Origin of the sequence: Xenorhabdus stockiae, from assembly GCF_002632825.1 — a bacterium.
GTDB lineage: Bacteria > Pseudomonadota > Gammaproteobacteria > Enterobacterales > Enterobacteriaceae > Xenorhabdus > Xenorhabdus stockiae.
This window is the reverse complement of sequence record NZ_NJAJ01000046.1, coordinates 1-24,249: the sequence shown is the minus strand read 5'-3', so window position 1 is coordinate 24,249 and position 24,249 is coordinate 1. Positions and strand designations below refer to the sequence as shown.

The following is a 24,249-nucleotide window of genomic DNA, read 5'->3' as shown; positions in this document are numbered from 1 at the left end:
GCACGGAATTATGCCAGTATGGTGGCACTGGCCTTTATCATCGTCTGGCTACCCATGTGGTCAGAATAAATGATGAACACAAAACGTCAACAGACCCTAATACAAAAAATTTTTATTTATAACTAATAACCACTTCTCGTAGAGGTGGTTAGCAACAGTTTTTGGCTCTTTTAGACTTCGAAGTATAAAGAAGTGGAAAATATTTGTTTTTAAGGTTTTTAGTACTAACCGTGATCCGTATTGTATCATGATAACACTCTTCTGCCTAACCCCAAGGGAGGTGTTCTATGACCTCACCTGTCAATCTCTGGGAACAGGAGCTACAGGTCGTGCATTCTCGTCTGGCTTACCTTCGCGGACTGCTCAGTGATGTGGAACGTAAAATAGCTGGCAACTGGGTGAATGGCTGGGCGAACACTCGCCTGATGGCATTCCATATTTTCTGGAGCGTGCCCACTGGGATGCGGGGGCAGCCCGCGATATCTTACACGACTATGTGACTGAACATCTCGGTGATGAGCAAGGCATCCTCATCATCGATGAAACCGGTTTTGTCAAAAAAGGCACCCACTCTGCTGGGGTACAGCGTCAATACAGTGGCACCGCTGGGAAATTGAAAGTGGCTTTGAAGAAACCAAAGGGGAATGTGGGCTGGATCATTACGAAGTGCGGCAGTGGCAGAGTTGGCACCGGCATATTACGCTGTTGTTATTGGCCCATGCGGTCCTGGCTGTTTTGCGGATACAGGAGAAAAAAACCGCCGGCGGGACTGATAGCCCTGAGTGTGTCGGAATTGCGTAATTTACTGTCAAAACTGATGAAAAAAACAAGAGAAACCGTCGAACAGATTTTATCTTGGTCAGACTGGCGGCGGCGACATCAGTACCGCGCACAACAATGTCATTATCGTCGTCGTGATAATCCTGTGCTTACAGACCAATTACGGCTGTAGTATTAGACAAAGGTGCATCAGCATAACCCTCTAGTTTCATCTCGTCATCCTGATTAATATAATCAATCCATTCTTGCATGGAAATATTGGCTGCTTCGTCAGAATATCGGTCAGGGTCAGCGTAATAATCATTCAGATCAACGCGGGTTATGTGTACGTTAAAGCCCATAAATCCTCACTCATCCTATGTTTTCTTCAAGTATTCTTGCCACTCTTCCCACGCATAATCCGGGTTAATATCCGAGCAGCCTCTTTTTTCATCCATAGCTTGGTTTACCGAAACAGGGCAAACTATACATGTACCATTATCACGAATATCTTCGACTTCCTCTCTGGTCAAAGGTGCCCCTTTTTTATTCTGAGCATGTACAAGGAGTAAGATCAAGGCAGGAATGTATGCCAGTTCTAATTTTTCTTAGTCCATCAATCAAATCTCTGCGTTATTTAAAATTATACCTACAACTCAAAACATCAATATCGTTGTTATGTTTTCAACGTTGACTATTCAATCAAAAATAAATTTCGACTGTTTTTTGTCAATCTGCGAGCGAGAAGAAAAAACCACTGCTGCCAATTTTGCTGCCAAAATATTAGGAATGGATATTAGGATAATATTAGGAATGTGATTTGTATCAAAGAAAAAAGCCACCTTGCGGTGGCCTTTTTTATTCCCGAACTCACTGTTTTATCAGTGGTTTTTAATTTGGTGCCAGGGCGGGACTAGTGAATTAATATAACTAATTGAATATATTTAATTTATTTTTATATATTGATCTTATGCCCCTATTAATGCCCCCAGAATTTTCCGCTTCCTAATTCCTCAAATTAAGCTGCTATTTCACTCTCAGGAGTTTGTATAAAAATTTGTCATTTTTAGAGGTAAGTCATAAATTAAAGATAAATATTTTAGTTAGTTATCATGTTCATTCAGCGATGTTGTGAACGCAGTACGAAGTGTTTGAAGGCCTAAAATAACCACCAGTACCATTGAAAGTCCCGACATAATAGCTATGCTGAACCCTGCCCGCGAGCCATAGGTATCGATTATCAGGCCCGCAAGTGCTCCCCCTAGTGCTACGCCGATGCTAATGCCTGTTGTCATCCACGTTAGTCCTTCCGTGATTTTGGACTGTGGCGTGATGATTGTGCCGAGGTTCATGACGATAACCATTGTTGGTGCGAAAGACATACCTGCCACAAAGATCATTCCTGCCATAATATAGACGTTTGGTGAGAGGATCGGTAATATCGCGGTTCCTGCCGTTATCAGTACCCCCAACAAGAACTGCTTTTCAATGGGTAACGTAATCTTCAATGCACCGAAGATCAAACCAGCGATCATTGAGCCAAGTGCGTAGGTCGCAAGGATGAAACTAGCCGCTGTTGGCCAACCTTGTGCGTTGGCGAAAGCAACGACGGCAACATCAATTGATCCACCAATTATCCCCATTGTCAAAAGCGCCAGAACGATAATACGAAGGCCAAGGATACGCAATGTTGAGTTTTCTCCTTTCCTGCGGTTCGTCACAACTACTACCTTCGGCTCCGTCTGGCGTTGTAGAAGGAATGCAATCACACCAATTACTAGTAGCAAGATAGCAGTAAGAATTCCGGCTTCTGCGAAGGCACTTGTACTCAAACCAATAGCCAATGGAGGGCCGATAATAAATGCCAATTCTGTTAAAACAGTATCTAAAGAAAAGGCTGTATGTAATTGTGGTTTTCCTCGGAAAAGCCATGTCCATCGAGCTCTTATCATGGCAGGCATGTTAGGCATAGTGCCTGCCAATACAGCAAGAATCAAAAGCACTAGTGCCGAAACTCTCATATGGGCAGCAATTACCAGTGCTAACAGCATAATAATGCTGAAGGCTGTAACAAAGGGAAGAACTCGCCTCTGCCCCTGCTTATCAACCAGTTTAGATATTTGTGGACCAATTAGCGCGTTCGCTAATGTAAATATTCCTGCGACAGTGCCCGCCAGCCAATAAAGGCCACTTTGTTGTGCCAACATGGTAATAATACCGATGCCGACCATTGCTTGTGGCAAGCGCACAATAAAACTCGCGATCACTAATCCCATTACACCAGAAGTTGTCAAAAGGTCACGATAGGAATTAGCCATGGTGGCTCCAATGTTGTGTAATTCAGTACCGATTTAGAAGCAAATACTCTGGCGATTTTTACCAGAATCAGTGAAAAATTCGTATAAACTTACTGATCACTACTATTTTTTTGCAACAGTGCTAAATTGAATGCTTCAGCCAGATATTTTCGGTTGTCAGCATCAGCCATCATAGTCACATGTCCACCCGGAATGGAAACAAAATGCATAATTATATTGGGCAGCGCCTCTTTCCATCCTCCCACTACATCAGTTTGTGGTAAGTTTAGGTTTTCGTGATTACTTGCATAGAAATGATGAAGAGAAACTGGTAAAGGAATTGGTTCATAATTCCCCGCAATTTGTGAAAAATGATAAATTGCCTGCCATTTGGTTACTTCGAGTAAGATATCCCCATCTGAATGATAACAACCCAATTTAATTGCTTTTTCTATCAATTCACCAATCTCAGTACTTTCAATATATTTACTTAATTCATCGAATTTATGACGCTCCGTTTCGAGAGTCGCTACTCTAACGTGCTCAGCAAAATATTGGTTAATATTTAGGTTGTTATGCTGTAATTTATGTGGAGCGGGAACATCGATAAAACCTAAAAATTCAACATCTTCATTTTTGCATATGAGCGCGTGTACGATGGCATAGGCGAGAATTCCTCCTGATGAATATCCTGCGATTCGATAAGGCCCTTGAGGCTGAATCGCTTGGATAAGGGGGAACATTCTTTCAGCCATAACCTCCATAGTAGAGGAGTATGATTCATCAATAGATGACCACGGCAGTATATAAATTGGGCAATTAACTCGAATATATTGTGCTAAAGAAATAACATACGAAAAGTCACCTAATCCCGAAGGAACAAAAAAGATAGGTGGTTCTGCTCCACCGATACGCACTGGCAATGCCCCTTTATAAGGCTGAAGCAAAGGAGTTTGTGTGATTTGGCAAGCAAAGTTAGCTAATAGTGGGTATTCAAAAATTTCGTTCAGAGAACAATTAAAACCGTAGTTTCTAATTTTTTGCATCAATTGTAAGGCGTTGAGTGAGTGACCACCGAGAGCGAAGAAACTGTCATGCCTACCAACCTGTTCTACTCCGAGCAACTCAGACCAAAGGGCTGCCAAAGTGATCTCAATTTCACCTTGTGGGACCTCATAGACTTCATGGGCGAGGACCTCGATTCCTAGAACAGGTAGTGCTCGTTGATCAAGCTTTCCGTTTGGCGTTAAAGGTAAGCTTTCTATCCGCACAAAGGCAGATGGTATCATGTAATCAGGTAAACTCTGGCTCAGATAATCACGTAATTTTCGTGCAAGTGATGTATTTTTTGCGTCACTCGCTGAAACTTCAGGTTGAGTGACTATATAGGCAATCAATCGTTTGTCAGCATCTGAACCTTGTGCCACCACGACCGCTTCCTGGATAGAACAATGCTCAACCAATCTGGCCACAATCTCACTGGGTTCAATACGAAAGCCGCGCATTTTAATCTGTTCGTCATTGCGGCCGAGGAACATTAGATTTCCATCTGGAAGATAACGGGCCAAATCTCCAGATTTATACATCCGTGCATCAGAGGTATCAGCAAAGGGGTCAGGCAGAAAATGCTTTGCAGTCAACTCGGGACGATTCAGGTATCCACGCGCAACACCAGCTCCTCCAATATATATTTCACCAACAGCTCCTATCGGAACAGGCTGACCATGTGTATCCAAAAGATAAATGCGCGTGTTTGAAATCGGTCGACCTATTGGAACAGGACTACTCTCATCCGGCTTACAACGATAGACTGATGCCCAGACTGTTGCCTCAGTCGGTCCATATTCATTGAAAAATTCAACAGAGGGAAAAGTTAAAATCGACTCATTGATTAATTTTGCAGGACACAACTCTCCGGCCACGATCACTTGGCGCAATTGGCTATATCTCTGTAGGGATAATTGAGGTAGTACCAGTTGAGCCAGAGAAGGTACCAGTAGCACTGATGTAACTTTGTGTTTGATCAAAAGATCACTAATAATCTTGGGGTCAGCCACAGTGTTACTACTTGGTAAACATAAGGTACCACCGGTTGTTAAAGTTCCAAAGATACCTGCGACAGAGCTATCAAATGCTATAGATGATAATAATAAAAACTTAACATTGGATTCCGGCTTATAAATATGGGTTCTTGCTAGTGTAGAGGCTACTAAGCTCCGATGTTCAACCATAACCCCTTTCGGTTGCCCAGTGGAGCCTGAAGTATAGATAATATAGGCGAGGTTATTAGGAGTGAGACTGGAGATTTTGGGGTTAATATCAGCTTCCATCCAATTTTCTAGCCATATATCGTTGGGATCGAGCACGGTGTAAGGCCGTAACGCTTTGCCTAACACTTGGTTCCCCACCGTATCGGCCAATACCATGACTGGAGCTGTATTAGTAAGTATATAAGTCAGCCTTTCACTTGGATAACTTGGATCGAGTGGCACATAAGCTCCTCCTGCCTTCAGGATTGCCAGAAGACAGATAACCATCACCGGAGAACGCTCCACACAGATTGCCACCAATTGCTCGGGGGCTACTCCTAAATCGATTAGCCAATTTGCCAGCTGATTAGCTTTAGCATTAAGTTTGCCATAGCTGAGTTCTGTATCTTCAAAGATAAGGGCTGTTGCCGTAGGACAGTATGTAACTTGTTCTTCAAATAAATGATGAATACATAGATGATCTGAATAAGGTATATTCGTCGTGTTCCACGTTTTGAACAGTAATGTACGTTCAGACTCAGGCATAATATCAAGCTGTTGGACTGATCGTCCGGGGGATTGCTTTAAAGTATCCGCCAAGCTTTCCAGTACCCGTTCCATATAACTACATACACGTTCAGGATCGAGCGGCTTTAGCACTTGCACAGTCAAGCCCAGCGCTTGGCCAAAATCTTCCACTGACAATGTGAATGGGTAATTTGTTCGTTCTTGTTCGCCCAAGAACTCAATATCTGTCATTTGCTCTGTAATTTGGCCAATATTCTTCTGAATCAGCAGGTCATTGTGTCTATAATTGAACAATGCACTGAACAAGGGGGTGCCTGGAGTAACGCCGCTACATCTTTGTGCCAATGCCAGTGAAGCATGCTCATGAGAAAGTAAATCAGCCAGTCGAGCTTGAGCCTGCCGGACACTATCCTCAGTTCCAATGTTACCTATATCAAGCCTGATTGGTAACGTATTAATGAATAGTCCCATTGTTTTATCTGCTCCATGGCCCGCTTGCATCCGTCCAAAAAGGACCGTACCAAATACAACTTGTTCCCGATTACTAATTCGGGCCAAAACTTGAGCAAAAGCAACATGACACAAGCTTGCCAGACTCACATTCAACAGCTTCGCTTGTGTCCGCAGCTGATCATTCAGTTTGGCCGATATCATCCGAAAGGATTCTTCCACCTCCGCACCATTCTGGTGGACTTCCACTAGCCCAAATGGATGTGTCGGTTCTTCTACTTCTCCCAACATTGATTTAAAGAAACATTCATGTGTTTCCTTGCTCGTTCCTAGATATGCTTGACCAATTAAATTACGGAAAGGTTCTGGCGATGGAAGAGCTTCACCTTGGTCAGCAAGGAAAGCTTGTACTTCTCTGTAAAAAAACTGCAATGAAGATGCGTCATCAATTAAATGATGGCGCAGCTGTAGCAGAATAAATTTGTTCTCGACAGGATCATGAGCAACAACAAAACGTAGTATTGGCGCGCGCGTAAGGTCAATACGATATTGGCATGGGTCAAAGCGTTGGGAAAGCTGTTCAATAATAGGCCCATCCGCAGGATCGAGAATAAGTTTTGTGACTGAAAGTGGAGCTTGTCGCCAGACAACTTGTACAGGTTTTGATAGTTGCTCCCAAACAAAGGCAGTACGCAAAATGTCATGGCGATCAACAACTCGTTGTACTGCATTAAGATAACGCTCCAAAGCTTTATGATCAGTGAAGGCCATCTGTGCAACTAACAGATAGGGATCACCTTCTTTGGCCAATAAATGGTGGAATAGGATACCGTCTTGTAAAGGAGAAAGTGCATAGATATCCTGAATATTGGTCACACCACCGGGAACCTGTGACACAATCCGATCAATTTCTATTTGACTAAGCTCAATCAACGGCAGCAGCTCAGGGGTAATCTGGATCGTGTCCAACTTAATTAAATTTGGAGGTACTGCCACTTCTTGGTGCTGACCGACTGTACGAGCTAAAACTGATAATACTGGGGTTTGGAATAAATCGCGTACGGCAAGACTGAAGCCGATACCGCGCAATCGTTCCATCAATCGCACAGCCATGAGCGAATGCCCACCAAGAGCAAAAAAGTTGTCATGTCTGCCAATTTGCTCAATCTCGAGCAATTCAGACCAAATTGTCGCTAAGGTAATCTCAATTTTGCCTAGCGGTGCTTCATAGGTCGCATGGACAAAGGCTTCGTTCTCAGGGTTAGGTAACATTCCCCGATCAAGTTTGCCATTGGATGTTAGAGGTAATTTCTCCATCCTGACAAAGGCAGACGGTACCATGTAATCGGGTAAACGCTCACTCAGATAATCATGTAATTTTCCAGAAAGTGATGTATTTGTTGCAATACTTACTGAAACTTCAGGCTGAACGACTATATAAGCAACCAATCGCTTATCAATATCTGAACCTTGGGCCACCACAACCGCTTCGCGGACAGATTGATGCTCTGTTAATCGGGCTGCAATTTCGCCCGGTTCAATACGAAAACCGCGAATTTTAACTTGCTCGTCATTGCGGCCGAAAAATACCAGGTTTCCATTTGGAAGGTAGCGAGCCAGATCTCCAGATTTATACATCCGGGCATCAGAGATACCAGCAAAAGGGTCTGGCAGAAAGCGCTCCGCTGTCAACTCGGGACGGTTCAGATATCCACGTGCAACACCAGCCCCTCCGATATATATTTCACCAACAGTTCCCATCGGGACAGGCTGGCCATGTATGTCCAGAAGGTAGAGGTGTAAATCAGGTAAACGCTTGCCGATTAAACTTTCGGCTTGTTGAATACTTGATGAAGAGAGGGGACAATAGGTTGCATGAACAGTGATTTCCGTTATCCCATACATATTGACCAGTTGTGGCATAAATTCATCATGTACTGCATACCAGTCACGCAAGGTTGATAGTTGTAACGCTTCTCCTCCAAAGATGATGTAACGCAATTGATCTGATGACGGCTTCACATATTCCATTAAAGCGTTAAAAGCGCTCGGTGTCTGGTTCAGGATGGTCACACCTTGCTCACAAATCAACTGGTAAAATGCTTGTGGAGACCGGGTTACCGGATGAGAGACCAAGATTAATCTGCCGCCATAACGAAGTGCTCCCCACAATTCCCAGACTGAAAAGTCAAAAGCGAAAGAATGGAACAGGCACCAGACATCACTTGATTTAAAATGATAAGCTGAGTGTGTTGTGTCGAACAAACGCACAATTTGCGCATGTTCAACCATAACTCCTTTCGGTTGCCCGGTTGAACCTGAAGTATAGATAACATAGGCAAGGTTACTGGGAGTGAGGCTGGGGATTTTGGGATTAATATCAGCTTCCACCCCATTTTTTAACCGTATCTCATTGGGGTCGAGTACAGTATAAGCTTGTAACACCTCACCCAGTACCTGTTGGCCTGTCACATCGGCTAACACCAGAGTCGGAGCTGTATCTGCAAGGATGTAAGCCAATCTCTCACTTGAATAAACGGGGTCGAGAGGCACATAAGCGCCACCCGCTTTCAGGATCGCCAAAAGACCCACAACCATCGCTGGAGAACGCTCTACACAAATCGCCACTAACTGGTCAGGCCCTACACCCAAATCCATCAGTTGGTGCGCGAGTCGATTAGCCTTAACATTCAGTTCACCATAGCTGAGTGCTACATTTTCAAAGCATAGGGCAGTTGCTTCTGGATTGAATGCAACCTGCTCTTCAAATAAATGATGTATACACAGATGATCCAGATAAGAAACATTGGTTTTATTCCAATCTCGAAGCAGTAATGATCTCTCGGACTCATCAAGAAAGTCGATTAGTGTCACATCTTGGCTGGTATCCTTGACCATCTCAGTTAGAACTGCTTTTAAATATCCCACTTGGCGTTCGATAGTAGCCGCTTCGAACAACTCACTTGCATAACCGAGGGTACCAATAATCTGATCATCAACTTCAGATAAATTCAGCTCCAGATCAAATTTGACCCTATTATATGCAAAATCAGCAGAACTAACTTCAATGCCGGGTAAGATCCACTTACCTGCCTCATAGTTCTGCCAGGCAAATACAACTTGGAATAGAGGAGTATGGCTCAATCGTCTGGCTGGTTGCACAATTTCTACTACTTGCTCAAACGGCAAATCCTGATGATCTTGAGCTTTAATTACCCTATCACATACCCTGGCAAGCAACTCGGCCACACTCGGGGTGTTGCTGAGGTCAACGTGTAACGCCAACGTATTGACAAAGAAGCCCACTAACGGTTCAATCTCGCGATGACGTCGATTAGCACTTGGCGCCCCGATAACGATATCTTCCTGTCCCGACAAGCGTGATAGCACCACCGCCCAAGCAGACAACAGTATCGTGAATAACGTCACACCATGTTGTTGCCCTAAGCGCTTGAGAGCCCTTGTCAATTCGACGTTCAGTTCGATCGGTATAAAAGCTCCCATAAAGGACTGTTGCTCAGGTCGAGTTCTGTCTGTCGGTAAGTTTAGTAGAGTAGGAACACCGGAAAGTGTTTGTTTCCAATAAGCAGATTGTTTTTCTAACCGTTCACTAGACAACCATTGTCGCTGCCAGGCTGCATAATCTGGATATTGAATCGTCAGCGGAGGCAAAGGATTGTCTTTATGGCTGTTGTAAGCTGTATATAACACACTTAATTCAGGCAAAAGCACGCCAAGTGACCAGCCATCTGACACTATATGATGTTGTGTGAGCATGAAGACATACTCATCGGCAGATGAATTCGTTGATTTTGCTGTGCCGACTTGAATTAAACAAGCACGAATTAGTGGTCCAGAGGCAAGATTGAAAGGGGCTAACGCTTCATCAGCACAAAATCTGGCAAGATCAGTCAGTGTATCAGTTCCTTTATTCGAGTCATCATACTGGCCAAGTTGACGTAATGGCAGTCCTTGGTTGGCGGCTAATAAACGTACTTTTGGCTCATCTTCTATATTGACAAATACAGAACGTAATGTTTCATGGCGGCCCCACAGGGTATCAAGTGCCTGCTGCAAGGCAGCTATATTCAATTGACCTCGCAATCGTACTGCCAATGGAATGTGATAGGCTTTGCTAATTTCTTCATTAAGCTGTGCAAGAAACCATAGCCGCTGTTGGGAAAAAGATAGCGGTAAAGGTTCATCACGGGAAATTGCGTAAATTGACGTCTGTGCTAGTGCACTGGTGTTACAATGGGCTCCAATTACCAAAGCAAGGTCTTTGAGAGTTAGGGATGAGAATAAAATAGTAAGTGGTAATTCTGCCCCAATAGATACAATGCGACTAGCCAGTCGCACAGCCATGAGCGAATGGCCGCCAAGTGCAAAAAAATTGTCATAGCGTCCGATTTTTTCGACTCCAAGTAACTCCGACCAGATCCCAGCCAAAAGTACCTCGATGTCCCCCTTAGGCGCTTCGTAAACCGTTTGTACAAAAGCACCATCTTGTGGAATAGGTAAAGCTCTCAGATCAAGTTTGCCATTGGGTGTCAGAGGTAAACTATTCATCCTCACAAACGCTGATGGAACCATATAATCAGGTAATTGACTAGAAAGCTTTATTTTCAGTTCCATCACTAAATGACGTGAGTCGTCTTGGTGTATTGGTGTATTAGTTAACTGGAATATATCTTCAACAATGTTTGGAGAACGATAAGTATCCGTTAAGGTATCGCATTCTTGTTCTAGAAATAGAATATCTATTTCACCGGGGTTACCTTTTCCTGACCATGTAGCGATCACCTGATAACCCAAATTAACACCAAGAATATGGAAATCTTCAGGGTGTGGAGGACTTCTGTCTGGTGGAAGTATTTCAGTTACTGCTGCATAAGACTTATTTTGATGAAGTTTATTCAGAGCGATAACCTCATCAATCAAGTGAGCATTAGGGATATTGCAAATGCGCAATCTTCTGACATTGTGTGCAATTAAATATGCCTTTAAGCTATCAAGATTGTTGATCTCATCTATCCAGCGCAACTCAGAAAGTTTAGCAAGGGAAATTACTGTGGAAGGTTTTTTTCTGAGTAAAACATCGTAACGATAACGATTCATTTCATTCGAAAACATTCCCCGCTTAAGCCGAATATCAACACCAGCTATATCGTTGAACATCTTTTGTAATGCAACAAAAAAGGAAGGATCAAAAAGTAATTCTTTTTCTGCTCTAAGGTGACGTTCAATTTCCCAATTTAATAAATCAATATTTGAAATATTATTATTTTTAGCGAGTTGAATTGCGGTAGCAAAGCTGCGTAATAGTGGTAGACTACGGATATCACCCAAGAAAATAACACCCCCTGGGGCTAGTAAGTCCAAAGAATGCCGTATCATCTCGATAAAATAGTCGGCACTTGGAAAATACTGTGCTACTGAATTTAACACAATTGTATCAAAATAATCGGTTGGTAATCCTTCGACTTGATGGGCTGGTTGACAAAGTAAAGTAACATGTTCGCAAAATTCAGGTAGTTCAGCAATCTGCTTCTGGAGTTTATCGATAACTTCATTCGATAAATCTGTTCCCCAATAAGTTTGGCAATGCAGCGCAATTTGGGATAATAGTAAGCCGCTACCCACGCCTATCTCAAGCATATGTTTAGGTTTGAGACTAAGGATACGAGCAACCGTTTCAGCACGCCATTCCTGCATTTGATCCAATGGAAGTGGTTGACCATTATAGCTGCTAATCCAGCCGCAGAAGTCTTCACCGAAAGGTATATGTATATCTTGTGACCCGCTATATTCTAAGTTATAGATTGTTTGCCACTCGTCAACTTGGTTAAGTTCCCGCTTGATATCTCTCTCTTGTTGATGTTCATGAGTTACTATATAAGCAACCAATCGCTTATCAATATCTGAACCTTGCGCCACCACAACCGCTTCGCGGACAGATTGATGCTCTGTTAATCGGGCTGCAATTTCGCCCGGTTCAATACGAAAACCGCGAATTTTAACTTGCTCGTCATTGCGGCCGAAAAATACCAGGTTTCCATCTGGAAGGTAGCGAGCCAGATCTCCAGATTTATACATCCGGGCATCAGGGGTACCAGCAAAAGGGTCTGGCAGAAAGCGCTCCGCTGTCAACTCGGGACGGTTCAGATATCCACGTGCAACACCAGCCCCTCCGATATATATTTCACCAACAGTTCCCATCGGGACAGGCTGGCCATGTATGTCCAGAAGGTAGAGGTGTAAATCAGGTAAACGCTTGCCGATTAAACTTTCGGCTTGTTGAATACTTGATGAAGAGAGGGGACAATAGGTTGCATGAACAGTGATTTCCGTTATCCCATACATATTGACCAGTTGTGGCATAAATTCATCATGTACTGCATACCAGTCACGCAAGGTTGATAGTTGTAACGCTTCTCCTCCAAAGATGATGTAACGCAATTGATCTGATGACGGCTTCACATATTCCATTAAAGCGTTAAAAGCGCTCGGTGTCTGGTTCAGGATGGTCACACCTTGCTCACAAATCAACTGGTAAAATGCTTGCGGAGACCGGGTTACCGGATGAGAGACCAAGATTAATCTGCCGCCATAACGAAGTGCTCCCCACAATTCCCAGACTGAAAAGTCAAAAGCGAAAGAATGGAACAGGCACCAGACATCACTTGATTTAAAATGATAAGCTGAGTGTGTTGTGTCGAATAAACGCACAATCTGCGCATGTTCAACCATAACTCCTTTCGGTTGCCCGGTTGAACCGGAAGTATAGATAACATAGGCAAGGTTACTGGGAGTGAGGCTGGGGATTTTGGGATTAATATCAGCTTCCACCCCATTTTTTAACCGTATCTCATTGGGGTCGAGTACAGTATAAGCTTGTAACACCTCACCCAGTACCTGTTGGCCTGTCACATCGGCTAACACCAGAGTCGGAACTGTATCTGCAAGGATGTAAGCCAATCTCTCACTTGAATAAACGGGGTCGAGAGGCACATAAGCGCCACCCGCTTTCAGGATCGCCAAAAGACCCACAACCATCGCTGGAGAACGCTCTACACAAATCGCCACTAACTGGTCAGGCCCTACACCCAAATCCATCAGTTGGTGCGCGAGTCGATTAGCCTTAACATTCAGTTCACCATAGCTGAGTGCTACATTTTCAAAGCATAGGGCAGTTGCTTCTGGATTGAATGCAACCTGTTCTTCAAATAAATGATGTATACACAGATAATCTTGATATTTATACATAATATTATTATTCAATCATACCCCCGAGAAGTTAATAAAATCACTTTTAAATTTGGTTGCAATACAATTAAATAGAATTTAAATGCAGAAAATATATGGTGAAAATAGGATATTAAATATATTTATCATAATTAATATGCCTCCGCAATCAGTAAGGTGCATGCGGTTTAAAATGGCGATATAATGTTAAAATAATCCATGTAAAATAAATAATTATATGTATTTAATTAATTTTAAATCATGTCTATACTCAATGTGGTTAATGTTTTTATTTTTAAATGGTTAGGGCTAACATGAGTTAACTTAAATTTTTTAATATTAATTAAAACAATATGTCTCGAATAATCCATAATATGGAAAATAAATTATGATTTAATCTATCAGGGTTTAATTTCCCGTCGCTTGCGGTGGGGATGTTTGTTTTTTTAGGTGCTAAATAGCATTGTGGAACTGATTAAATACAGGTAAGTAATATATTTTTCTGAAAAACAGTAGTCACAAAAATATATTCAGGTTCAAAGATATCCTATGAAACTCCGCGCTCTTTACTCACATTATTTCAGCAATCATGACAGATTTAGCCATTTGGCTGGTTTACAAGAAATAGGACTGGATTAATGTAATAAGTGCAATATGTAAACAGCGTGGTTTTTACTGGATTAAAGCAAAAAAGCCGTGAGGATTAAAAATGGTCAAATTGGGCTGCCATTCCACACTCAGGGCTTCATATTAAAAATTATCATTTTCACGAAGTCGATCACAAATTAAAGTCGGTTATTCCTGTGGCTTAGAGCGGGCTTTTCTTTCTAATAATTCTCCAGTATAAGAATCGAAATAACGACTAGGCCAGATCTCTGAGGGATGGATGCCAAGGTAATTTGCGATAATCCATTCACCTTTAGGCCACGGTCTGCTGAATGTATTTGCCAATGTTGATGAACTGAGCCCCGCTTCACGAGAAACAGCCGCTAAGGTTGTTCCACGTTTACGTAATGCTGCGATGATATCGGCCTGATGCCAGTCAGTTCTAATGTTGTTATTCATTCCTGCTACCCCTTCCATTAATTAATATTGATGGTGGTGATTCAGACAGGGTTCGCAGTACCGGGACACTCGTCCGGCGAGACCGAAGTCTCCCCCGCCTGAATCCCCATTGAAAAGGCGATAACAGGCACACTGGTAGAAACATCCTACCAGTGGAGTGTCTTTAAGGCTGCGAAACCTTACCACTAGATTTTGCTAATGGCGGGAATACTTTAACTGATTGTTTTATCTAACTCAATAACCGAACGGCTAAGTTGAACGACTATAAACCCGTTCAACGTAACGCCCGCGACCATCACCGTGCCCTAAATCCATTGATACCAGTGCTCTTGCTTCCTGACGGCTAAAACCCTTCTGTTGGTAAAAATTAAGCGCATCTTGCGCCCACGCATAGCGCAGACTATGAGGAGAATAGCGGCCTGTTAAACCAATCTTTGTGGTATGTGTCCGCCAGTAATTCATGGCCTGTTTGAGATCCGGTTTATCAATCAATCTGCCGCCACGTTGCTCTGCAATAGCCATGGCCTGCTCGACAGCTTCTTTTACTGCTGCAACATCCAATACACGGGTTTGCCTTGGTCGGCCGCCTTTTGTACCGAAAACAACATGCAGTTTCGGCTCTGGCTGTTCTAATTGTTTTCGCCAGCTTTTCAATGATGCACTGCATTGTACTGCTTCCTGAGAACGTAACCCCAGCAATCGGGCAAGTTTCAGTGTGGCGGCAAATCCGGCATCACGTTCAAGTGCCTTCTGATAAACAACCTGAAACGTAGTATCAGGGATCGCCTGCTTAGTTCCAGCGCGGCTGGTGCCGCTTAATCCTAATGCCTGATTACTCAAGCGCGGCGAAGTTTCCAATTTTTCCCTGCCTGCCATGCGGAAGATATTACGCAACGCGGACATTTCATTTTGTACTGTTCGTTTGGCAATCCCCTGAGATAAACGGATATCAACGTACTGCTCTACATGTTTGGCTTTCAAACTCTTAAGGCTTTTCACCTGAATATTCAGGCTCAATAACAACGCACCCAAACGCCCGGCAATCCGAATGCGATCATGACAGGTTTTATGACTGCCGCCGCCTTGTCGTGCAAAAAATTTTAATTCCTTCATCAATCGACTCATCCGTTTTTCTCCACTTATATCCGACAATCTACGATCTCTGGCGCGCGTCAGTGCGGCAAAACAGAAAGCACCGGTTTTGCCCTTGACGAATATCTGTGCGCCAGAGTGAACGCAGGTTGAGGTATTGCGGGGTATCGGTTGAGTACGCGGTACTGCCGCCTGCATGAGCAGGTCATCCCCACTGGCAAAAAAGCCAGCCTCGATATCGTCAAGTTCTCCTTTTTCAATCTAAAAATGCAGTGTCAGATTCACTGCGGGGTGAAGCAGGCGTGAGCCTGTCAGGGTTGTGGTGTTCTTTGGCTGCGGCGTCACTTTCAGCGGTAAACCGGCAAAAAGTGACGCCTTAAATCCGCAAACGGTCAGCAAAAATCGTGCAAGCGTTGAAATGCCAACAGGCATAGCAAAACGCCGCAAGGTTCGGTGTCAAACGGGAGCAATGAGTTAATTGTTTAGGGGTAAAAAGTTGTCTGCTGAATATTTCAAATATGAGCAGTTAATACGTTGAATCAAAAGTGAAAATCATTCTGCACGTGGGGTGTGATATGAGTTCAGGACGTCACTGGATCTCACTATGCAAAAGTTAAGTGAAAATGAGGTTTGATGCTGATATGAAAGAAGTGCATGGCTCAACGTTCAACGCACTTGGGAGACTATATATAAACACCTTTTTGAGGTCTTTTTCAGTTTAAGAGACTTTCACCGCCAGACGATGGGTTCGGTGTCTGACGATATCTGCTTCCAAAAGTGTGCAGATGTACCGCAATGCTTGCTCTCCCTTTCAGGCTACAGGAGTTTTATTTCGCCACCCGAAGGCGATCCTGACAGGCGATGGATCGTTTTTGTAGAAGAGATATTAACGTTTAGCCAGAGGCGAGTCAAATCGTGGCAGTTCGTATTAACCTTATTTTTTCTATATTTCCGTGCCTATTCCACTAATTTCACCATATTCTGCCAAAATCAGGTGAAAATTCCATCTAATTGGTTAATTAATTTTATTGATGAGTATGTGCAATAAATTAACCTGCCGGATAAAAAAATCTAACATAAAAAAGTAAGCATAATGAACAACAACAAGGAATCACTGTACCTGAGAGAACGTGCCTATCTGCGGGAACTGGCGCAACGTGTGGCGAAAGACTCACCGCATCTGGCCGATTTTCTGATTGCCTCCCATGATCCCGATATTACGCGTCTTTTTGAAGCCTTTGCCCTGTTGATTGCCAGTGTTCGGGCTAAACTGGAGGACGAACTTCCCGAAATCACGCACGGTATTTTGTCCCGTATCTGGTCGTTAGCGTTATGTCCCATCCCACCCACCACGATACTCCAGTTTTATCCCACCGATGGCGAACATCAGGGCAGCACAGATATTCCGGTGAATACCGCCGTTTCGGCTCACCACAACGGGCAGTTAATGACGTTTAAAACCCGCCGTCCGCTGCATATTGAACCTCTGGTCGTACAACAACGCACGGTGAAAAAAACCGGCACTCACAGTGAAATTATGCTGACCCTGTGCCAGACCGGCACGACCTCCCCGGTCTGGCAAAGTGGTGCATTAACTTTTTTCCTCGGCACGGACACCGAAAAGGCCGCCCAGCTCAGTCTGTGGCTGGATCAACATCTCTGTGAGGTCAGTCTGAACACGCAGGGCGAGCAGCGAAAACTGCGCGGTTTTCCTTATGGCTGGCATGATCTGCTTGATAGTCCGGTGCTGCCTGTGCCCCAAAATACGTACTCTGGTCTGCAACCGTTGGTGGAGTATTATGCCCTGTCCCCACTGTATAACTTTGTCACGCTGGATATCAGCAGAAGTTGTACCACCGTGCCCCTGAATGCAGACGGCACGTTTGAGCTGATTTTTCGTTTCGAGGGCGAATTGCCGTTGGCGGATGTCGATGAGGCATTTTTATTGGGCTGTGTACCGGCCATTCATCTGGAAAATCGGGTAAGCCTGCCCATTGAGCTGGAAGCCGGTAATCACCGTTATCCTCTGCCGTTGGGAGAATCGGTAAGATTGTTCCGGCTGGGTGATATTGAGGTTGTGGAACAGCCCGGTGACAGTGAGCAACGCGGAACACCGTATCACTGGCTGCCGATTGAACAGTTTACTCCGGCCGGGCGTTTTCGGGATGAAAATGAGCAACCCGACACGTTTTATTACCAGCTCCAGACCGAACCCGATTTTCTCGGCAGAATTCAGCACCGGCTTCACTTTTTTGATTTGACGGGCAAACCGGCCAACGACTTACCTGCTATTACGGTTTTGTGTTCTTTCACCGGCTACCATGAACAGGCACCGGCATTGAAGCAAGGCACGATTAGCGTGACGCAGGAAGGCGCACCGTCTCATCTCAGCATCCACAATATCACGCCGGTCATGACCGATTACCCGCCGCTGTTACAGGAAAAGAGCGGCTGGCCGCTGCTGTCCTGCCTTTCCAGCCCGCCAATGATGCTGTTTGCCACCGACAGCCTGAAACAGTTTCTCCGGTTGTTTGACCCATATGCCGACACGCATCGCCCCCTGAGCCGCTAGTTCCGTCAGCACATTGACGGTATTGTGCAGGTGGAAGAGCGCCTGAGCGACCGGATGCGGCTGGGGCGTTCTGTTCGCGGGCATTTACTCGCGCTGACGCTGAATCCCGACTGCTACCGTAATCCGGGGGAGATGTACTGTTTCTGCCGGTTAATCAATCAGGCGCTGGCCTGTTTTATCACCCAATCTGCTTTTGTCATGCTGGAGATTTTCACGTCGGACAGTCACAAGGCACTGTGGCAGTTCTGGCATGTCGATGGACTACGTCCGGAAATGTAATGGATTAAGGAACACATGACAGAAACCATAAGGAAAGAATCAATATGAAAAGTGGATTACGCTTTGTCTGCCACGTTGCCGGTGTGCCGGCAGACACCTTTGCTGTGGGAGAATTCTCTCTACAAGAGGGATTATCAGAACTCTTTACCCTGAACCTGACGCTGGTCAGAGCCGGTAACGCAAACCCATTCAGGCCACAGGCTGACATTGATTTGGCCTCACTATTGATGCAGGAAGCGGTGTTGCAGGTGTTTAACGGGGACAGGTTGCAACGTAAAGTCACCGGCATCATCTCCCATGCGGACTGGGCAGGTACAGATGGTAAAAAAACACTCTATACCCTGACCGTGCGACCGGCCTGCTGGCGTCTGACGCTCAATCAGGACAGCCGGATTTACCATCGGCAGAATGTCCCCGCGATTTTAACCAGTCTGCTGAAAAAACACCGGGTACAGGCCGATTCTAAGCTCTACGATGCCCATCAGGACCGGGAATACGTGACCCAGAAACGTGAATCCGATTATGCGTTTTTCAGTCGTCTGGCGGCGGAAGAAGGCATCAGCTTCTGGTTTGAGGATGAAACGGCGTTCTTCAGTGACAGTCACCTCGGTATGACCGCCGGGCTGCCGCTGCAATACCAGCCCCAGCCGGAAACCGCCTACGGAACCGATACGATTTATCAGGTACGGTTGGGTGTCGGTATGAGTCCGCAGCGCAGCCTGCATAAAGATTTCAACCCGGCAGAGCCGCGTTATCACCTCTCCCATATGCACAGCAGCGAAGGTTTCCGTGATTTCGGCAGCCAGACCCCCTATGCCGTGTTTGAAAGTTACGGGCGTTTTCAGAAAGATGCGGCGGCTATCCCGTTTTTAAAATACCGGCAGGAAGCACTGGACAACCAGAAACAGACCGGCAGCGGCAGCAGTAACTGCATCAAACTGATGCCGGGCAAAATCTTTGAGATAAAAAATCACCCCCATAAGCCGCTGAATGTGCGCTGGCAGGTGGTTGGCATCAGCCATCACGGACGTTGCCCGCAGGCACTGGGCGACAGTGGTGGTGAAGGCACCACACTCAGTAATCATTTCAGTTTTATCGACGGCCTTGCCGACTGGCGCCCGCCTTTCCACTATAAACCGCTGGCCGATGGAGATGAAACCGCCATTGTGGTCGGCCCGAAAGGGGAAGAAATTTTTGTCAATAAAGACGGTGCGATTAAAGTGCATTTTCACTGGAACCGCTACGACCAGCCGGATGATAGCGCTTCGTGCTGGGTTCGTGTGGCTCAGGGCTGGAACGGTAACGGCTTTGGCTTTATGGCGATACCGCGTATCGGGCAGGAGGTGATTATCTCCTATCTCAATGGTGATATTGACCGTCCGATTGTCACCGGCTGTGTTTATAACGGCCTGAACCGCCCGCCACTGGATTTACCGGCGCAGAAAACCCGCACTACCTTTAAGACCAAGACCCACAAAGGTAAAGGATTCAATGAACTGCGTTTTGAGGATGCGAAAGACAGTGAGGAAATCTATCTCCACGGCCAGAAGGATTTGACCGCGCACATCGAAAACGATGCTTACTGGCATATCAAACATGACCAGAAGAGCCGCATCGATAACAACCGTTACCACGATATCCGTGCCGATGACCATCATCAGGTCGCCGGTTCGCGCAAAATCACCACCGAAGGCGATGTTTCTCATCGAATTGCCGGTAGCCAGCATATTCAGACCGGCGATGCGACCGTCATTGACAGCGGGCAGGAAATTCACCTGAAAAGTGGCGGCAAAGTCGTGCTGGAAGCGGCGGCAGAAATCACGCTGAAAGTGGGCGGTAGTTTTCTGAAAGTCACGCCGGGCGGCATTTTATCTTCAATGATTAATGTTGGGCAGGGTTCAGGCGGCAGTGGTCGCGGGGTTTCACTGCAATTACCGGAAGGCGTGGCACCACTGGCACAAGTGGGGCAGCTCCCGATGGCGGAAGCACTCCCGGTCACTGAATTTCCGGTGCAACCCGCGTGTGCAGAACTGGCGCAACAGGATGCCAGTTTAGTCATTAAACCTGTTAAAGAGTAAACACAATGGAAAGAGTTACCACCATGGAGAACACAGAATCTGCAATAAGCTGGCAAGTCTGGCTGAATGAACCCAGTAAAGCGCCTGTCTTCTTCATTCTCAATTCACTGGCTAAACCGAATCCGATAGAGCCATTTTACCGCCATGACTGGGTTGAACAGGCATTTCCGCTGTATAGCGGCACCCCGATGCGCAATATGTTGAAACAGAGTCCGTGGTTGGTGCAACCAAAGGCTAATCAGTTAGTTCAGATAGGAGCCGTGCTGGATAACCATGCACTCAGTGATAACAGTTGGGGTTGGGCTTATCGCAGCCAGACACCGTGGCAGGAACAGCTTAACCACTGGCAGCAGCGGCAATGGGTCATGATGAATGGCGAACCGGTACTGTTCCGCATGATGGATGCGCGGATATTGGGCGCACTGATGCCTGCCTTTACGCCTAGCGACTGGTCACTGATGCTGTTGCCTGTCACCGAACTGATGATAGACAGTCCACAACTGATGCGGTTTTGCCGTCCCGACGCGTGTAACGAAGGTAACAGTGAAATCCCGTTTACATTGGGTGAGCACTTGCTGGCAGTCTGGCTACGTTCTCCCTACGGACTGAAAGTGTTAACCAGCTCACTGTATTGTGATTTATGGGAAAATCACGGCCAGATGGCGAAACTACTGGATAAGCCTGAAGGCAGTTTGGAACCCCGGATTGAACAGTGGTTGCGGCAAAAACTCGAAGCCGGACAACATATTGAAAAAGTATCCAGCCGGGATTATCTGCTGGCGATGGAACAAGAAAAAGAACAGGAGAGAGAACAATGAGTAATGAGAACTCGATTTATGGTCATAATTGCCAAGCAATACTTAAAGATGATTTATACATTAAACTTGTCAGAGACTACACCCATGAGCCGATACCTAATGTGCCTTACACACTGACAAATAACAAAATGGTGCATTCGGGCACGAGTGATAGTGATGGGATAAATTTTGAAAAAGGTTTAACCAGCACACCGTTCACCGTCAAAATAAATCCTTCTCAGTCGGTTTAGTTGACGCGCCTCATTAAAAATAGGAATGAGTCGAATGACGGATATAAATAATTTAGTAACGGAATGATATTAACCCTATCTTAATCAGGAAGATGTAAATGACTGAAGTCTTTAAAAAACATAAATACGATGACATGGCGTTGTACAAAAGCACCCAATCAGTGGCCGCGTGTGACTGTCATTTCGAAGAAAAAGACGGAAAACAAATTAAAGTTATTGATGTACCCGTACTCACCTGTGAATGTGTTTGGCGCAGGTATCAAAAAGAGGCCGAAGATATTGTTGCGCCCGGAGGCAAGTTAATTGCAGATCCTATAGAACGTAATAAGCGTATAAATCAGGCGTATGCTAAAATATGGTTGGAGGATAACCGTTTCCAATGGGCTGCTCTCGCCGCTTTCGCATCTAAGCAAGTGGGGTGTGGGTTGTTGCATGCCTCTGAGATGGCCAAAAAGAACCAATCTCATCAAGATGCCAATAGACGTGTACGTCAAAGCGCAAAAGAATTAGAAAACACAATGGATAACCCATTTTACTTTCTTCATCCAAAGTTAAAAGCTCAAGGCGAAATAGCAGTTGAAGATTTTCCTCGTGCCATAGAAGAAGCTAGAGAAGCCAGTAGAAATAATAAATTATCAATATTTTCCAATGTGCCGGGTCTTCAGCTAATTTCGGGTCTGGCACAGTATTCATTTAACTATGTGTATGAAATGATGGCGTTAGGAAACACGACGCTATTTCTGGATGTATATCCACTTCATGCTTTCTACAAGCAACGTGGGTTGAAAGATCTCAAAACTTGCATAAATGTACGACAAAAGATTTACGGTAATAGCCAATTCCCAATCTTGTGGCCAATAGGCCAAAATAATTTGAAGTTTGGCCTTCCCTATGACGATATTTTACTCGCATTTGAGGCGATAGAAGCAGGAGATATTGCTCAAGGAGTTTTGCATCTCGCTTACCACGAACAAATCAATATATTGCAAACCACAATGTACAGTGACGAACAATTAGTAGTGTTCTTGTGGGGTAACCAATTATCCTATGTTACAGATTTGCTGCCTGATAATGTGGCACAACCTGTCGAGTTAACGTTGGCCAGTCAGTGTCAACGTATTGATAATAATAGAACTATAGAATTTAGCGATAGTTCTATAGCTAATCTTGCCAATACAAATGAACGTATGCCTTTTGTTCTTAAAGCAGCAGATCGCTTTGATGAGTTACTACGTGGTAATAAGAGATATTTGATCGAAGAATCTCTAAAAGATATTGCGGCAGGGGGAGGTGTAAAATGAATATCTTACAGCGCATAAACTGGCGGCATTGTGGTGTAATCTTCATATTATTCGCCATCCTAGGACTGGTAGTTATCTATATATACCAAGTATTTTATTCTCGTGAACCTGAGATAGCCCTTAAGATAGGTGAACCTTATGAGGATATGCGGCAACGTTCCAGTGCCGCTATTGATTCCGACCTTCCTGGTAAAATTTGGTACAATATTCCAAAAACGGATGCGCGTTTGCGTTTTACCGACCAGAAATATGGATTTGTGACACCGACTGCCCGATTTTTTGTTGTTAAGTATAATAATGGAATAATCGAAAGTGTACGCATATCTCCACAAACTGAGCCGTTACTCTTCAATGATGCGATCAAGATTGTGCTGGATTTACAGGATCAATGGAGTAAAGCTGGTTGGGTATCTGTTTATGATAGGACGTTTCCACCTCTGGATAATACACCAGAATTGCAGACTAAACTTCGCAGTTTAAAATGCTCTGAAACAACCTATTGGCGAGCTGGCGATCAATATCAGATTATGGTGAATCTGGGATGTTTTAACGACAAGAGGCATCCTGATGAAGAACGATATATGATTACTATGGAGATCGCCAAGGCACGGTAGTTACTTACCATTATAGGCAGGTGATAACGTAATCTCAGATGAGTGCAAGAATATTATTCTTACACTCAACTAATTGGCAACAAGCATTTTGACCGTTCAGATTGACACTGACGCGCTGCGCTTGTCATCTCCGAGCTACCGGGCTAATACATTAACCCGGTAGCTCGGAGAGCTGAAAAAAATAACCGTTATTGCCGATTCTCTTTATATAACTACACCAATTTTCACGGGATAACGGGGTAAATGACCTATTTATTATATATTTCATTGCGTTACTCTATCCCATGTTATCCCAGCCTATCCCGTAACATCACGTCACTAATTTAAATTATTTAAAATTCAATAAATTATAACCTGCCAGAGAAAAATCTTTTTCGGGATAACTTCCATTGCCACGATATCACTTTATTTGTAATTACCTGATGTTACGGGATAGTGCGGGATAATACGGGATAAGTGAAATATCTATAACTAACTGATATATATTAAAATAAATCTGTCTTATCCCAATATCCCGTTATCCCAATGTTTTTTTCTCTTACGTGAGGTTAATCCTCGTCCCTGAAAATCAGCACCACAAACCGTCCCTGAGTGCCATTCACTGAGATGGTTTTGCTGATAAAGCGATCTTTCTCCGCTTTAACCAACATTCCGGCCTCTTCTAAGGCTTCA

General features: G+C 44.6%; 13 protein-coding genes and 1 pseudogene. 8 read left to right on the top strand and 6 right to left on the bottom strand.

Annotation, left to right across the window (positions count from 1 at the left end; translation table 11 throughout):
• Positions 1–287 precede the first annotated feature (287 nt).
• A pseudogene (locus Xsto_RS23215) lies at positions 288–619 on the top strand (transposase); the annotation flags it as partial.
• A 310-nt stretch (positions 620–929) separates the two neighbouring features.
• On the opposite strand, the gene Xsto_RS17865 reads toward Xsto_RS23215, so the two are convergent.
• The 6 genes from Xsto_RS17865 to Xsto_RS21645 all read right to left on the bottom strand — a co-directional run bounded on the left by Xsto_RS17865 (position 930) and on the right by Xsto_RS21645 (position 16,117).
• Positions 930–1,121, bottom strand: a complete 192-nt coding sequence (locus tag Xsto_RS17865) for a hypothetical protein (RefSeq protein WP_099125926.1) — start codon at positions 1,119–1,121, stop codon at positions 930–932.
• Between the two features lie 741 nt (positions 1,122–1,862).
• Positions 1,863–3,035, bottom strand: coding sequence for an MFS transporter (locus Xsto_RS17855; RefSeq protein WP_280176251.1), 1,173 nt, complete (start codon positions 3,033–3,035; stop codon positions 1,863–1,865).
• Positions 3,036–3,166: 131 nt separating this feature from the next.
• Positions 3,167–13,564 carry a non-ribosomal peptide synthetase gene (locus tag Xsto_RS17850; RefSeq protein ID WP_211284344.1) on the bottom strand — a complete coding sequence of 3,466 codons (10,398 nt, stop codon included), beginning with the start codon at positions 13,562–13,564 and terminating at the stop codon, positions 3,167–3,169.
• A 759-nt stretch (positions 13,565–14,323) separates the two neighbouring features.
• Positions 14,324–14,593, bottom strand: a complete 270-nt coding sequence (locus Xsto_RS17835) for a helix-turn-helix domain-containing protein (RefSeq protein WP_099125923.1) — start codon at positions 14,591–14,593, stop codon at positions 14,324–14,326.
• A 249-nt stretch (positions 14,594–14,842) separates the two neighbouring features.
• A complete protein-coding gene (locus Xsto_RS17830; RefSeq protein WP_099125927.1) occupies positions 14,843–15,718 on the bottom strand; it encodes an integrase domain-containing protein in 876 nt (291 codons plus the stop codon).
• 228 nt (positions 15,719–15,946) lie between these two features.
• Complete coding sequence (locus tag Xsto_RS21645) at positions 15,947–16,117, bottom strand: hypothetical protein (protein WP_169926678.1); 171 nt, start codon at positions 16,115–16,117, stop codon at positions 15,947–15,949.
• Positions 16,118–16,778: 661 nt separating this feature from the next.
• On the opposite strand from Xsto_RS21645, the gene Xsto_RS17825 reads away from it, so the two are divergent.
• The 7 genes from Xsto_RS17825 to Xsto_RS17800 all read left to right on the top strand — a co-directional run bounded on the left by Xsto_RS17825 (position 16,779) and on the right by Xsto_RS17800 (position 23,577).
• On the top strand, positions 16,779–18,257 hold the full coding sequence (locus Xsto_RS17825) for a type VI secretion system baseplate subunit TssF (RefSeq protein WP_244590436.1): 1,479 nt from the start codon (positions 16,779–16,781) through the stop codon (positions 18,255–18,257).
• A gap of 54 nt (positions 18,258–18,311) precedes the next feature.
• On the top strand, positions 18,312–18,536 hold the full coding sequence (locus Xsto_RS22365; RefSeq protein ID WP_244590435.1) for a hypothetical protein: 225 nt from the start codon (positions 18,312–18,314) through the stop codon (positions 18,534–18,536).
• Positions 18,537–18,580: 44 nt separating this feature from the next.
• The gene (locus Xsto_RS17820) at positions 18,581–20,614 is read left to right on the top strand and encodes a type VI secretion system Vgr family protein (protein ID WP_099125922.1); all 2,034 of its coding nucleotides are present in this window, start codon (positions 18,581–18,583) and stop codon (positions 20,612–20,614) included.
• A 23-nt stretch (positions 20,615–20,637) separates the two neighbouring features.
• Complete coding sequence (locus Xsto_RS17815) at positions 20,638–21,432, top strand: DUF4123 domain-containing protein (RefSeq protein WP_244590434.1); 795 nt, start codon at positions 20,638–20,640, stop codon at positions 21,430–21,432.
• The gene (locus tag Xsto_RS17810; RefSeq protein ID WP_099125920.1) at positions 21,429–21,662 is read left to right on the top strand and encodes a hypothetical protein; all 234 of its coding nucleotides are present in this window, start codon (positions 21,429–21,431) and stop codon (positions 21,660–21,662) included. The genes Xsto_RS17815 and Xsto_RS17810 overlap by 4 nt, the downstream gene beginning before the upstream one ends.
• Positions 21,663–21,760: 98 nt before the next feature.
• Complete coding sequence (locus tag Xsto_RS17805) at positions 21,761–22,963, top strand: DUF2515 family protein (protein ID WP_099125919.1); 1,203 nt, start codon at positions 21,761–21,763, stop codon at positions 22,961–22,963.
• Positions 22,960–23,577, top strand: a complete 618-nt coding sequence (locus tag Xsto_RS17800; protein WP_099125918.1) for a hypothetical protein — start codon at positions 22,960–22,962, stop codon at positions 23,575–23,577. The genes Xsto_RS17805 and Xsto_RS17800 overlap by 4 nt, the downstream gene beginning before the upstream one ends.
• Positions 23,578–24,249 lie beyond the last annotated feature (672 nt).

Bases quoted from the DNA above. Each gene is read 5' to 3' on its own strand.
- Xsto_RS17830 (WP_099125927.1), bottom strand. From the start codon at position 15,718: ATGAGTCGATTGATGAAGGAATTAAAATTTTTTGCACGACAAGGCGGC.
- Xsto_RS17815 (WP_244590434.1), top strand. From the start codon at position 20,638: ATGGAGAACACAGAATCTGCAATAAGCTGGCAAGTCTGGCTGAATGAA.
- Xsto_RS21645 (WP_169926678.1), bottom strand. From the start codon at position 16,117: ATGCCTGTTGGCATTTCAACGCTTGCACGATTTTTGCTGACCGTTTGC.
- Xsto_RS17800 (WP_099125918.1), top strand. From the start codon at position 22,960: ATGAATATCTTACAGCGCATAAACTGGCGGCATTGTGGTGTAATCTTC.
- Xsto_RS17835 (WP_099125923.1), bottom strand. From the start codon at position 14,593: ATGAATAACAACATTAGAACTGACTGGCATCAGGCCGATATCATCGCA.
- Xsto_RS22365 (WP_244590435.1), top strand. From the start codon at position 18,312: ATGCGGCTGGGGCGTTCTGTTCGCGGGCATTTACTCGCGCTGACGCTG.
- Xsto_RS17855 (WP_280176251.1), bottom strand. From the start codon at position 3,035: ATGGGATTAGTGATCGCGAGTTTTATTGTGCGCTTGCCACAAGCAATG.
- Xsto_RS17825 (WP_244590436.1), top strand. From the start codon at position 16,779: ATGAACAACAACAAGGAATCACTGTACCTGAGAGAACGTGCCTATCTG.
- Xsto_RS17865 (WP_099125926.1), bottom strand. From the start codon at position 1,121: ATGGGCTTTAACGTACACATAACCCGCGTTGATCTGAATGATTATTAC.
- Xsto_RS17820 (WP_099125922.1), top strand. From the start codon at position 18,581: ATGAAAAGTGGATTACGCTTTGTCTGCCACGTTGCCGGTGTGCCGGCA.
- Xsto_RS17805 (WP_099125919.1), top strand. From the start codon at position 21,761: ATGACTGAAGTCTTTAAAAAACATAAATACGATGACATGGCGTTGTAC.
- Xsto_RS17810 (WP_099125920.1), top strand. From the start codon at position 21,429: ATGAGTAATGAGAACTCGATTTATGGTCATAATTGCCAAGCAATACTT.